The organism is Niastella sp., from assembly GCF_045805085.1.
Classification (GTDB): Bacteria; Bacteroidota; Bacteroidia; order Chitinophagales; family Chitinophagaceae; genus Niastella.
Window position 1 is genome coordinate 1 of sequence record NZ_JBJMLX010000262.1, and the last position, 12733, is coordinate 12733.

Below are 12733 nucleotides of genomic sequence, written 5' to 3' on the forward strand. Positions count from 1 at the left end.
ATAGTGCCTTCCCTGTTGGCTTTCTTTAAAAGGGATAATACTTCCAGAGCCAGTTCGTTTCGGTTATCTGCAGGTGCAGAACCTTTCCAGTTATGCAAACCATTTTCCTCAACAAATGCCAGTTGTGCATTTATCTCCTTTGCATATGAATGCCCCTGTATATTCCATTGAGTTTGCAATAAATGAATATTGTCCGCCGAATTCATGCAGCCGATTCCTTTTTTATTTTCCCAAAATGTGATTTAGAATATAAGACGATCGTGGTTGATTAAAGTTGCAAACGGTAAAGCTATAACAAGATTTTAAGATCCATAATAATAACTTAATAAGTGTGTTGTTTTGGTCGATAAGTGTGTAATTTTCGCCAATAAGCGTGCAACGTGAATGGCACTGATTGAACACTTTTTTGTATTTTTCCATTGATCTTTCATGATAACTCAAATCAACTTTTCATGGCTTACGATATAAAACTGGCAGACAGAATACGGGAATACCTGGTGCAGTTCCCTAAATTAAAGATTGAAGAAAAGCAGATGTTCAGGGGACTTACGTTTATGGTGAATGGCAAAATGTGTGTGTGTGTAAGTGGCGAAAACCTGATGTGCCGGTTTGATCCTGTTTTGCAGGATGAGGTGGCCGAGAAAAATGGTTTTCAACCCATGATCATGAAAGGAAGGGAATACAAAGGGTTTTGCTATATCCACCCCGAAGGGTTTAAGTCAAAGAAGGATTTTGAATACTGGGTGGGGTTGGGTGTTGCTTTTAATAAAAAGGCGAAGTCGTCGAAGAAGAAGAAGTAACTTCCATCCCATATTTATAAACACCATCCCTTTTTTGCCGTTTTCATCACATTTACCGCCATCATGTTGAAGTATGGGTTAATCTTGTTGAAAATTAACCGGCATGAAAATCAGGTGGCGGGAACATGAAATAATCTTTATTGCCCTGTTGGTTGCCATTCAGGTGATCGTTTATCTGAAACAATTGTATGATGTCTCCCAGGGAATCAGCGTGACCAACTATGCAAAGGAGCTCGGGGAAGCAGTTGCACAATTTGTAAACTGGAAACAGGTGTTTATATCGCAGGTAATGGAGGTGTTATTGTTGTTTGCCGCCTACCTGTCGATAAACCTCGTGATACTGCCATTGATAAAGAAGATCTCGTTTGGCGATATAGAACGAATTTTTTCAAAGAACATACTTTGGGCTGTCGCAGCCATTATTGGAACCAGTTTTCTGCTGGCAAAAGGATTTAATATCATTTCATTTTTTTCCAGGCAACACCTGTTTACCTATTGGGGGCGCCGGTACCTGGCCTGGGTAGAGCATAATAACGGGTGGTTGAACATATTCCAGGGGTTTGGTTTAGCCACTGGTATGGTGCTCCAGGTTACCGTGTTGGCAGGGTTGCGTGAATTCATCTGCTGGATGATAGCAAGGCCGGGTGGTCGAAGAGAATTCAGAATACTGATTACAAATAATATCACCTCCCTGTGCTTTATTTACCTGCTGGTGCTGATCGTGCTCAATCCCCCGCACGAGGATTTCCTGCTGTATTTTGGCTGCATTACACCTGTGTTCCTCGTATATTTATTTACCACTTTCTGGATACTTCCGTTCAAAGGAGATGCTTCTTTTCTGCATGTACCAGTACTTAAAAGAGTATTGTTTATTACTTTTCTATGCTCTATACTTTCCAAGTTTTACTTTAAACATGAAAATGCAATGCTTTTCTACTCCATGTATTGGGCTTTCCTTTTATTTGCTGTGGTGCCACTCAGTTGGCTTTTATATCAGCAGCGGAAAAACCAGATACTGCAATTGCGGGGAATGGAAACTGCGCTGGCCAGGTCAGATGCGAATCTTCAAATGCTGCGTTCACAAATAAATCCTCATTTCCTGTTCAATGCATTGAATACCTTATATGCCACCGCCCTGCAACATGATTCGGAGCGAACCGCCGAAGGCATTCAACAGTTGGGCGATATGATGCGTTTTATGCTGGATGATAATACGAAGGAGTTCATTCCGATGGAGAAAGAAATGGAATACCTTAAAAATTATATCAGTCTGCAAAGGCTTCGGGTATTGTCTTCACCCGATATTGTGATAGAAGAAAACCTGGATGAGGTGCGCTGTCACCACCTGGTAGCTCCTATGATCTTTATTCCTTTTGTGGAAAATGCTTTCAAACATGGTATCAGCGGGAAGGAAAGATCATGGATATTTATAAAAATGGAATGCAGTGATAAAGATATATTGTTTGAAGTAAGGAACAGCATTCACCGCCGGGTTGATATGGAAGCAGGTAGAACAGGAATTGGATTACAGAATGTAAAAGGCCGGCTGAACCTGTTGTACCCACATCAACATGAACTATTGATCCAGGAAAAGGACGGAGGGTTCATTGTTCGCTTACATATAACAATAACAAACAAAAGCCATGTTGCAAGCGATCGTAATTGATGATGAGCCAAAAGCCCTGGAGGTAATAAGGGAATTGACGCGTAAAGTAACCTTCATTGAGGTTACAGGTTACTTCACCGACTCTTTTGAAGCGTTGGGATGTATGCAACAAAACCCGGTGCAACTGGTCTTTCTCGATATTAATATGCCCGAAATTTCCGGTATCCAGTTTGTGAAAACCATGCCCGATCCGCCGATGATCGTTTTTACCACTGCCTATAGTGAATATGCCGTGGAAGGGTTTGAATTGAAAGCGATCGATTACCTGTTGAAGCCATTTTCATTAGCGCGTTTCCTGATGGCCTGCAATAAAGCCTATGAGCAATATCAATTAAGACAAAAGAACCAGGCCTCGCTCCCGGCAGTATTCATTAAAAGCGGTTATGAACAGGTGCGGGTGGATCTGGAAGCAGTGCTGTATGCAGAAAGTAGTGGTAATTATGTTCAGTTTGTAACGCAGCACCAAAAGATAGTATCGCGCCTTACGATGGGCGAGGCGGAAGCACTGTTGCCGGCCAGTCATTTTATTCGAATACACCGCTCTTATATTGTTTCATTGAAACACATCACCAGAATTGACAGGAAGACAGCCTGGATCGGTAACGCTGAACTGCCAATTGGGCCGGCTTACCTGGCTGATATTGACAAGAAAATAAAATAACATGAAAAAAATGATTCTTTTTTTGTTGACCCTCGGGTCAATAAGAGATACTATTGCGCAGGCAATACAGCTCGATGAACTGGTTAACGCTTATGCGGAAGTGAACCGGTTTAACGGGGCTGTACTTGTAGCGCGTGGCAACAGCATTATATATGAAAATGGATTTGGGGTAAAAGATGCTGCGCAGCAAACGAACAATGATACTAATACCCTATTCAGGATCTATTCGGTTACTAAAACATTTACGGCTACGGTTATTTTTAAGCTGATAGAGGAAAAAAAGTTGTCGCTCGATGACCGCTTAAGTAAATTTTATCCATCCTTTCCCAAAGGCGACAGCATTACCATCCAACACCTGCTTAACCATACATCCGGTATTTATAATTATACGAAGGGCAATGATATGAAGGACCAATCGGAAGCCACCTTTATCCATTTTCTTTCGACTAAGCCATTAGAGTTTTCACCAGGCAAAGGCTGGGACTATAGTAACTCCGGCTATTGGTTGTTGGGATATATTATTCAAAAAGTGACTGGTATTACTTATGAAGAAGCAGTTAATCGCTATATCTTCCTGCCCTGTAAAATGAACCATAGCGGTTTTGATTTCAAAACACTAAAGCATATAAATAAAGCGACGGGTTATGAGATATTTACAGCGGATACAAAAAAGGAAGCGCAGGATATTGATCCACCGGGACCTTACGCGGCAGGAGCGATCTATTCTACGATAGGTGATCTTTATCGCTATTATAAAGCTCAACAGGCGTTTCAATTGATCAGCCGGCAGTCGTTATACAAAGCCTGGACACCAGGCACCATCAATAAACATTACGGTTTTGGCTGGCAGATAGACAATATCGAGGGTAAAAAGGCTATTTCTCATAGTGGGGGCGGGCCGGGATTCCAAAGTAATTTTTTCTTTATTCCGCAAGACAGTATCTGCGTGGTGCTGCTAAACAATACGGAGAATGTCAACCTGGATATATTAACCCATGCTATTTGCAACCTGCTTTATGGAAAGCCATATAAGATACCAATTGATGTACCAGTAGATAGTCTCACCCTAAAAAGATATGTGGGCCATTATGTTTTTGCGCCAACTTTTTCGATAGATATTACTGTAGAAGGAGGAAAACTGGTAGCCCAGCCTGTCGGGCAGCCAAAGACCATGATGCTGGCGGAAAAGGAAAATTATTTCTATGCACTGGAAAAGGATGCTTCCCTGGAGTTTCTTGTAAACGAAACCGGCATATGTAACGAAGCGGTGCTGCATCAGGGTGGCAATGAACATCATGGAAAGCGGCAGTGATCGGCCGCTTTCCATGTGTAATTAGTTTTTAATAACCATTAGGTGCTATGAATTTTAATTGGTTTGGTGGATTTTTAAATCTTGTCCAGATCTTATATCCTAACCAGGCGGCTATCGCAGCGCCTACTGCAAGAACGCCTTTGTCGCCCAGTAAGCCTACCAATGCATTAAATGCTCTTGTTTTTCTGTTGCCCGAGTCTTCCAGGGTTCCATTGGCAATACCTATGGCCTGGTAATAGGCAAAAATAGTAATCCCTATTGTTAACAGCAGACCCAGGATATAACTTCTTATCGCTTTGAATGGCGTCAGGGTTTCACTGGTCTTTTTATAATAACGTTCCTTTTCCAGGTAGTTGAAGAAGACCTCATAATCAGCTTCATTATTAAAGGAAAATTCGCAGCTGCTGGTAATGCCGGCAATGCCTTTGTACTTTATTGCTACGGTTTTGTCGTTGTCTTCTTTTTGAACCGATTTAATGGAGTCGTATTTGATCTCCACTTTGGTAGCCAGTGACAGCTTTTTACCAAAGGAGGTGAGAAACTCATCCACGCTGGTAAAACCCGAACTTGAGAATTTTAAAGAATCAGTATCGGCAACGAATGAGGAAATCTTATTTCCGTTAACGGGGAAGACCTGGTTAAGCATAAGGAAAAATGTGGTTTGTTACAAATATGCAAAAAATAAAATGGGATGTAAAGAGGTGGGTAAAAAAATAATACTGACTTTATGGTCCTGTATTAAAACCGTATGAACATTGTATCAAAAGCAAACAAGGATTGTCCAGATGTAATACATCAAATCATTGATAGTCATAGGGTAATTAATTTGGCGTATTATTGAATAAACAATAAAAAGTCTCCCGCGCCGGGAGACTTTTTATTATGGATAGAATGTATTTGCAACCAATTACAAGCCCGCCACATTAAAATGGGTATAGGATGTAAAGCCCAGGAACGTTCTGTCGTTAGGCCATCCCAACGGGTCTTGCAGCTCACGTAAGCTTTTCAGATTGGCAGATTTATAATAGTTATAAGCTACTTCAGTACCGGGAAAAACGGGGCTGGAAGAAGAGCATCTATCGCAACCTGCCTGGTGGTTATAGGCCTTCTGCATATAATCGTACCCCTTGCTCAACAGGTTCGAGTTGTACGTGAACAAAGAGTTGTCACCCTGAATTCTTGCCAGTTCTGCTGCATAAGCAAAGGCGGTTAAAGAATACTGATAGTGAACACAGTCGTCGCGGTCGCAATATTCACCAATGGTACCATCAGGTGCGATGATAATAGGCAGGTGGCTTTGGATGATATTGTAACCGTTCTGGTAAGCAGTGGCGTCATCCAGGAAAATGCCAATACTCATCCGGGCATAACCGGCAGAAGCATTCCAGTTATTGTTATATTCCGGTGTAACGTTGATGTAGTTGTTTTTTACCAGAACAATATACGTCTTGAACTGGTTAATATCTGCATCGCTCCAGCCGGAAGCATTGCCAAATGCTTTATAATAACGCAGGATCTCAGCGGCCGCTACAAAGCTCGGCGTTGTCCAGGAAGCTTCGAGTGAAGGTTGCAAAGGGTTGGAGCCGGAGAGCACTGCATAATTTTTAAAGGTATATGACCAGCCGTTCAGGATGGCGATCGCCTGCTGCGCATATGTTATGGTACCGGTTTTGGCCCATCGCAATGCCAGTGCATACGCTAAGATGGCATCTTTTCTGATCTGGCTCTTCGATTCGGTAGTGGCGCCATTAGAGCCTACTGTAACCGTGGCGAAGAACTTAGTAGGCAATGCATTCTGGTTAATATAATCCAGCACCTTGTTGTAAGCGGCCAGGCGAACGGGATCGTTGCCGCCATTTACCTCGGCAGCTACCTGGTCAAGGCTGGCCTGGGTGTTTAAAATACCGGGATGTACAAACGTAGTAATGGCTGCTGCTGCCATGTTAACCGTAGTTTCCTCTTTTGCAGAGGGGGTTTGTACTTGCGCGCTTTCCTCCTGCTTCTTACACTTTAATAACAATGTTGACAATGCCAGTAATGCAATACCGGCATACAGGGTCTTCCCATTTTTTCTCATGATGGTTGGAAATTTTAATGTAACAGAATTTGTTAGTTGAAGAAGGTTAGGGGGAAGTGCAAATGTACTGCCATGGTTTAAATGTTTTATTGAAAGGGACTACGTCTTCACTACGTCAGGGCAAAAGCCAGGTATAATTCCTTCATTTATACAAGCTTTATTTTTGTAATAGAACGCGATCGTATTTTTCCTAACTTGCTTACAAATCAGCTCCCCCAAAAAATAGTTTCATGAAAATGGAAAATGGTCAGGCAGCCCTGGAACAGGAGAGAAAGATATTGTTGGCGCTTGGCAATGACATTGCCCGGGTGCGGGAAAAAAACGATCTGCTCACCCTTTTCTCCCAACGGATAAAAAGCTTTTTTTACTTCACGCATACCATTGTCACGCTTATTGAAAGCAAGGACGAAACCTATACGCCCTTTCTGCTCGATAACGACCATTCACCCATCAGGGACCATAACAGATACGGGGAAATGCTGGCGGCCCATTTTTCATTGAACGATCCCTTCATTCAGGCGGTGTTAGCGGCGGATGGACCTATCTCTTTTATTTTGGAAGACATTATGGACCTGCCCCATAGCCCTGCTTTTTTGCGGGTGAACTACGAGCGCGGGGTTCGGGAAATACTGATGACCACCTTGCGGAATGAAGAAAAGCCGGTGGGTTTTATTCATATCTATACTGATCGCGCCGAAGGGTTTTCTTCAGCATTCAGGAATATAATCAAAGGCATTTCTCCCCAGCTGGCCAGTGCGGTAGCCAACATTATCAAGAATGAAGAGATCCTGAACAAGGAAAAGGAAAAGTCATTCCTGCTCGATTTCAGCAGTGAGATTGCCGCAGTAAGAACAAAGGAAGATCTGGCCCTGGCCGTTCATACAGGGCTTAGCAAGTTAAATGCGTTGCGGGGTTATGTTATTCGTAAAATAAACGAAGATGGAGAAACCCTGAGCACTTACATCTATGATCCCGCTATTGCCAATTTCGATGATCCCGAATGGGTGGCGCTCACTACCGCCCGTTTTCCTTTATACGATGGATTGCAGAACCGCGTGCTGGAGAGTTATATTCCTTTGCTTTTCAGTGTAGAGCGCGAAGTACAGCGGGGCATTACTTCTTCTTACCTGCACTACTGGAAAAAAGTGGGTTACAAAACCATGGTGGGTATCCGGTTACATTATGGGATAACCAACCTGGGCATTTTGTGGCTGGGTATAGAAGAAATAAACATCCAGTTATTACAGGGTATTTGTTTTCAGATCTCGGTGGCCATGGCCAATATTGTAGCCAATGAGCAGGTTGAAAAAACACAACAGGATCAGGCCTTCCTGCTCGATTTCAGCAATGACATTGCGCTGGTGAAAACGAAACCCGATCTGGAAGCTGCCATTTCCAAGGTGCTCGATAATGCCCTGCATTCAAAGCTGAGTATGATCCGGCTTATTGAAGAAGATGGTGTCAATATGCCTGCCTATATGTTTGACTGGACCTTGTTTGTAAAGGCGGGGATCACTTTTGATCAAATGTCTTCAAGCGTAATCACTATCGAGGAACCCTATACCGCTAAGGTGCTGGCGAGCAAAGAAGGCGTGGTGTTTAATATTGCTGAAGAATTAAAAACTGGCAGTGCTTATGCACAGTTATGGGCAACCACGGGATTTAAAAATGTGTATGCCATGCCATTACGCGCCGGTAATAAAGTCCTTGGTACTATCTGGCTGCATTCCGACTGGATAAGCCAGTTGGTGCTGCGGGGTATTTGTGCACAGATCTCCGTGGCCATTGACAATATACAGGCCAATGAAAAACTGCTGGCCTATAAAAAGCAACTGGAAGTAGAGAACGACTACCTGAAAGAACAGATAAAAACCATTTACAATTTTTCGGAGATCGTGGGTTCAGGCGAAGCCATGCAGGAAGTATACCGGTTGATGTCGATCGTATCTACAACGAATACTACAGTGCTGGTATTGGGTGAAACCGGTACAGGCAAGGAACTGATTGCGCGCGCGCTGCACAATGCATCGTCCCGTAAGGATAAACTGATGGTGAAAGTGAATTGTGCGGCCCTGCCCACCAACCTGATAGAAAGTGAATTGTTTGGTCATGAACGCGGCGCCTTTACCGGTGCGCTCGACCGGCGGATTGGTAAGTTTGAACTGGCTAATCACAGTACCTTATTCCTGGATGAAATTGGCGAACTGCCGTTGGAAGCGCAATCGAAATTATTACGCGTGATACAGGAACGTGAACTGGAGCGGCTGGGTGGTAAACAGACCATCAAGGTAGATGTGCGGTTGATCGCAGCTACCAATCGCAACCTGGAAGAAGAAGTAAAAGCAGGCCGCTTTCGCGCCGACCTGTATTTCCGGTTGAATGTTTTCCCAATTAATCTACCGCCCCTGCGTGACCGCTCAGAGGACATAGAGCCGTTGATGCATTTCTTTGTTGACAAATACAGCAAGAATACCGGCCGCAAGATCAGGAAGGTGTCGCCCAAAGTAATACAACAATTACGCAGCTATACCTGGCCGGGCAATGTGCGGGAACTGGAGCACCTGATTGAACGGAGTGTACTGCTTACTACCGATGGGGTGTTGCAGGATGTGTATATTCCAAAACAAACCACGGCAGATAAACAGGACCTTTCCTTTATTTTAAATCGCACGCTCGAAGAAATGGAACGGGCATATATTGTCGACGTGTTGAAACGATGCGCCGGAAAGATCTCCGGACCGGGCGGCGCAGCAGAAATTCTGGACGTTCCCGGCAACACCCTGCACTCCAAAATAAAAAAACTGGGCATCACCAAGGCCGATTATTTTTCCTGACACTAACTTAAACAGGGCTTCCTGATTTTCACTACATATAGTGTAACCCTTCGTGCTTTCACTAAATACAGTGAAAAATTATCAGGTGACTTTCTCTTACATAATTGGTTTTCATTCGATTAACTGATTGGCATGTCGTTGGAATCTATATAGTCATTCCAAACAATTAAAAAATCGAATTATGAAAATCGTAGTAATCGGCGGAACCGGCCTCATAGGAACAAAAGTAGTAGCAAATCTTCGTCAATGGGGACACCAGGTAATTGCCGCCTCACCCAACACTGGCGTAAACACCATTACCGGCGAAGGTTTGGCAGAAGCCATGAAGGATACTGATGTAGTAGTAGATTTGGCCAATTCACCTTCCTGGGAAGATAAAGCGGTGTTGGATTTCTTTACAACCTCCGGTCACAATTTGCTGGCGGCAGAAGTAAATGCCGGCGTAAAGCATCATCTGTGTCTTTCTATTGTTGGGGTTGACCTGATGAAGAACGTTGGGTATATGCGGGGTAAAATGGCGCAGGAAGCTGAGATCAAAAAATCTACTGTGCCCTACACTATAATCAGAAGCACCCAGTTCCTCGAATTCCTGCCAGGGATTGTTACACAAGCTACAAAAGATAACGAAGTACACCTGAGTTCGTTAAAATTCCAACCCATTGCATCGGATGATGTAGCCTTATTTGTAGCCAAAGCTGCTGAGGCTAAACCGCTCAATGGTATTATGGAAATTGCCGGCCCCGAACGTTTTACTATGCACGAAATAGCAGAACGCTACCTGAAAGCAACAAATGATCCCCGTAAGGTAGTGCCTAATACCGATAATCACTACTATGGTGGCGAAATTGGGGAAAGCGACCTGGTTCCTGCCGGTAAAGTAAACCTGGGTGAGATCAATTTTGAAAAATGGATGACTCTCCAACTGGCCAAAGCGTAAAGATATTTGTCTGCCAGCCGTTGAAACGAAGACGACGGGTGACAGTTTGCCGGGGCGGTTGTAACGAGAATGCACTTTCCACCCGTTCGTGCACAAGGATTTCTCAACGCCGGCGCATAATCCTTGCGAAAACCGGTCAACAACACGGCAAGTCAACTGTTGGCAGACGATTCTTTTGAGCAACCTGCCTTAACGAAATCAATAATTCATTATCTAAACCTGTTTTATGCTATTCAATTATTTACATCCGTTCAAAATGAGCTTGCGGTCAAAACCTCAGGAGCCTGCATTAGTAAGGCTGCATGCAACTGCTCACGATACTATGGAAGGGGCAGAGTTTATGGATGATGCAATTCGCTTTGAAGACGAGTGGCCACTGATTCAAACCGAGGTAAGCGTTGCGAGTGGAAGTCCTGAACAATTATTGTAAGGTTTCTTAATTCAATTCAAAGTTATGGACGTATTAACCCAAACGCCGGATACAGCTTTGTTATTAGCGAAACTGGCTGATACCATCAGGGAATATAACGACCCGGTTAACCAGTACCTGCAGCAGAGTGGAGAATATGAAATTTTCAATCCCCTGCAGGCAACCGCTGAAACAACGGAGGAGGATTTCCCTTCCACCTTCTGGGAAAGGCTTGGAATACGACATATAATCTCAGGCAATCATCACAGCAAAACGGCCTCTCAAAAGCAAGAGCCAACAGCAGCGGAGACGGATAATTATAAATGGGATCACATGAGAAAAGATGCCAGTATAGATGCACTTACAAAATACCTCAGCAACTGTTCCATTATTCAGTTTGCTGATTATGTAAGCGTGAAGGATGCGGCTGGCTTTTGGGATGGCCTTTTTGCTGATGTGATAAAAAAAGCGATTGACAAACAGACTATGGAGTTTATTTTTCAATTAGGCGATATTACCGGGCGACGGGTATTTGAAGTAGATGAAGTGCTTGATGTGATTGGTCAATATTCGAAGTATGGAAAAGTTAGCCTGGTAATGGATGAACAGGAAGGCCTTAAGCTATGGGACCTGTTGTGTGGTATCAATTACGAGCCTTCGCCAAAAGAAAAATTCCAGCTCATGTTCGGTACCATGACTATTGATTTCCTGTTAATATTTTACAACAACGGCGTATTGCTGTGTACAAAAGAAGGGCAATTCGATTTCGCCGGCCGGTCGTGGAATAACATTCACACGTATCCGCATAGCCGGGAATTTTTCCTGACAGGCTATCGATTGGGTTTGTCGCTTCGCCTTACTATCCCGCACGCAATTGTTCTGGGTCTGGCCGTTTCAGGCACCTACCGGGCAACTGCATCCATACCCACCTCCGGTACCCTGTTGACCTATATCAATGAATGGGTGTCGAATATTCATTAGGAGGTTTTTTTGTATTATATCCTGTATTTCTTCCTGTAGTCTACAGGTGACAGATCAGTATGCTTTTTAAATACTCTTCTGAATGCATCAACATCATTATATCCTACTTCGTAGATGATCTCATTGATATTTTTGTTACCCGATTCCAGTTGCTTTTTGGCATATTCAACTTTAACCCGTTGAATATATTCGGCAATAGAGTTGCCGGTGCGTTTTTTAAATTTCCTTTCAAATGTTCTTTTTCCTACAGCCAGTTTTGTGCAAAGTTCATCGATGGTATATAAAGCTGCCGGATTGCTTTCAATATGTTCCTGAGCTTGCAGCACCTGCTGGTCGCCATGTTTTTTTTGACCAACAAAGATGATGAAGGGGTGCTGGTTTTTTCTTTCAATATCAATTTCAAACATCTTTGAAGCCAGAATAGACATTTCCCTGCCCAGGTGTTTCTCTATTACGTACAAGAGCAGATTAAGGTAGGAATATCCGCCACCACAAGTGTATATGCTGTTCTCGTCAGTAATAATGTTATCGTCTATGACCTGGACATCCGGGAACATACTCATGAATTCATTTTTGGCAGCCCAGTGAATGGCGCATTTTTTGCCATTGAGTAAACCCGTTGATGCCAGGAAGAATGAACCCACGCAAAGACTTACAATCTCTGCTCCATTTTGATATTGAGATAAAAGCCAGTCACTGTATGGTTTGTTTTTGGCGAAGGTTTGTGAGAAGTCGCCGCATATTAAAGGAATAACAACGACATCGGTTTGGTTTATGTCAGTGATGGTTTTGTTAGCGCGAATACTATAGAGCCCTTTATTTAAAGCGGTATTCGTTTGAAGGCCTACCATTTCAACTGTATAGAACGGTTCTTTTCCCTGGTATTTCAGGAAATCGTTTATGCGGGTGAGTATCTGGTAGCTACTGTCGATACACGACACGGTAGCATCCTCTAATACCAGAATTGAAATGTGCTTCATGATACAAATGTAAGCATCTGGCTTGTCGTAATCAACAGGGTAGATTGTCGCATTTACCCTGCCTTGTTCTGTAGCA

Annotated in this window: 10 protein-coding genes and 1 pseudogene; 7 read left to right on the plus strand and 4 right to left on the minus strand. The window is 43.4% G+C overall.

Features of this window, described 5'->3' with window-relative positions; translation table 11 throughout:
• Nucleotides 1-206 (minus strand): annotated as a pseudogene (locus tag ACJ751_RS13580) (hypothetical protein); the annotation flags it as partial.
• A 246-nt stretch (nt 207-452) separates the two neighbouring features.
• Here ACJ751_RS13580 and ACJ751_RS13585 point away from each other — a divergent pair.
• The 4 genes from ACJ751_RS13585 (at nt 453) to ACJ751_RS13600 (ending at nt 4439) form a co-directional block, all read left to right on the plus strand.
• Entirely contained in the window at nt 453-800 is a 348-nt protein-coding gene (locus ACJ751_RS13585; protein WP_407746038.1) for a TfoX/Sxy family protein, read from the plus strand.
• A gap of 103 nt (nt 801-903) precedes the next feature.
• A complete protein-coding gene (locus ACJ751_RS13590) occupies nt 904-2466 on the plus strand; it encodes a sensor histidine kinase (RefSeq protein WP_407746039.1) in 1563 nt (520 codons plus the stop codon).
• Nucleotides 2444-3127 (plus strand): LytR/AlgR family response regulator transcription factor, encoded by a 684-nt coding sequence (locus ACJ751_RS13595; RefSeq protein ID WP_407746040.1) that lies wholly within the window; start codon nt 2444-2446, stop codon nt 3125-3127. Before ACJ751_RS13590 ends, ACJ751_RS13595 begins: the two co-directional genes overlap by 23 nt.
• 1 nt (nt 3128) lies before the next feature.
• Nucleotides 3129-4439: a serine hydrolase gene (locus ACJ751_RS13600; RefSeq protein WP_407746041.1), complete on the plus strand. Its 1311-nt coding sequence runs from the start codon at nt 3129-3131 to the stop codon at nt 4437-4439.
• A 28-nt stretch (nt 4440-4467) separates the two neighbouring features.
• On the opposite strand, the gene ACJ751_RS13605 is transcribed toward ACJ751_RS13600, so the two are convergent.
• Both ACJ751_RS13605 and ACJ751_RS13610 read right to left on the minus strand, forming a co-directional pair.
• Nucleotides 4468-5085: a hypothetical protein gene (locus ACJ751_RS13605; RefSeq protein WP_407746042.1), complete on the minus strand. Its 618-nt coding sequence runs from the start codon at nt 5083-5085 to the stop codon at nt 4468-4470.
• 261 nt (nt 5086-5346) lie between these two features.
• Nucleotides 5347-6516 (minus strand): alginate lyase family protein, encoded by a 1170-nt coding sequence (locus ACJ751_RS13610; RefSeq protein WP_407746043.1) that lies wholly within the window; start codon nt 6514-6516, stop codon nt 5347-5349.
• Between the two features lie 230 nt (nt 6517-6746).
• On the opposite strand from ACJ751_RS13610, the gene ACJ751_RS13615 reads away from it, so the two are divergent.
• From ACJ751_RS13615 to ACJ751_RS13625, 3 genes are all read left to right on the plus strand, one after another.
• Entirely contained in the window at nt 6747-9350 is a 2604-nt protein-coding gene (locus ACJ751_RS13615; protein ID WP_407746044.1) for a sigma 54-interacting transcriptional regulator, read from the plus strand.
• 181 nt (nt 9351-9531) lie between these two features.
• Nucleotides 9532-10287 carry an SDR family oxidoreductase gene (locus ACJ751_RS13620; protein WP_407746045.1) on the plus strand — a complete coding sequence of 252 codons (756 nt, stop codon included), beginning with the start codon at nt 9532-9534 and terminating at the stop codon, nt 10285-10287.
• Nucleotides 10288-10741: 454 nt separating this feature from the next.
• Nucleotides 10742-11677, plus strand: a complete 936-nt coding sequence (locus ACJ751_RS13625) for a hypothetical protein (protein WP_407746046.1) — start codon at nt 10742-10744, stop codon at nt 11675-11677.
• A gap of 14 nt (nt 11678-11691) precedes the next feature.
• Here the strand turns inward: ACJ751_RS13625 and ACJ751_RS13630 are convergent.
• The coding region (locus tag ACJ751_RS13630; protein ID WP_407746047.1) for a GlxA family transcriptional regulator at nt 11692-12733 on the minus strand (1042 nt) is incomplete at its 5' end.

Coding starts and splice junctions, on each gene's coding strand:
- ACJ751_RS13615 (WP_407746044.1), top strand. CDS start 6,747: ATGAAAATGGAAAATGGTCAGGCAGCCCTGGAACAGGAGAGAAAGATA.
- ACJ751_RS13585 (WP_407746038.1), top strand. CDS start 453: ATGGCTTACGATATAAAACTGGCAGACAGAATACGGGAATACCTGGTG.
- ACJ751_RS13605 (WP_407746042.1), bottom strand. CDS start 5,085: ATGCTTAACCAGGTCTTCCCCGTTAACGGAAATAAGATTTCCTCATTC.
- ACJ751_RS13610 (WP_407746043.1), bottom strand. CDS start 6,516: ATGAGAAAAAATGGGAAGACCCTGTATGCCGGTATTGCATTACTGGCA.
- ACJ751_RS13625 (WP_407746046.1), top strand. CDS start 10,742: ATGGACGTATTAACCCAAACGCCGGATACAGCTTTGTTATTAGCGAAA.
- ACJ751_RS13600 (WP_407746041.1), top strand. CDS start 3,129: ATGAAAAAAATGATTCTTTTTTTGTTGACCCTCGGGTCAATAAGAGAT.
- ACJ751_RS13590 (WP_407746039.1), top strand. CDS start 904: ATGAAAATCAGGTGGCGGGAACATGAAATAATCTTTATTGCCCTGTTG.
- ACJ751_RS13620 (WP_407746045.1), top strand. CDS start 9,532: ATGAAAATCGTAGTAATCGGCGGAACCGGCCTCATAGGAACAAAAGTA.
- ACJ751_RS13595 (WP_407746040.1), top strand. CDS start 2,444: ATGTTGCAAGCGATCGTAATTGATGATGAGCCAAAAGCCCTGGAGGTA.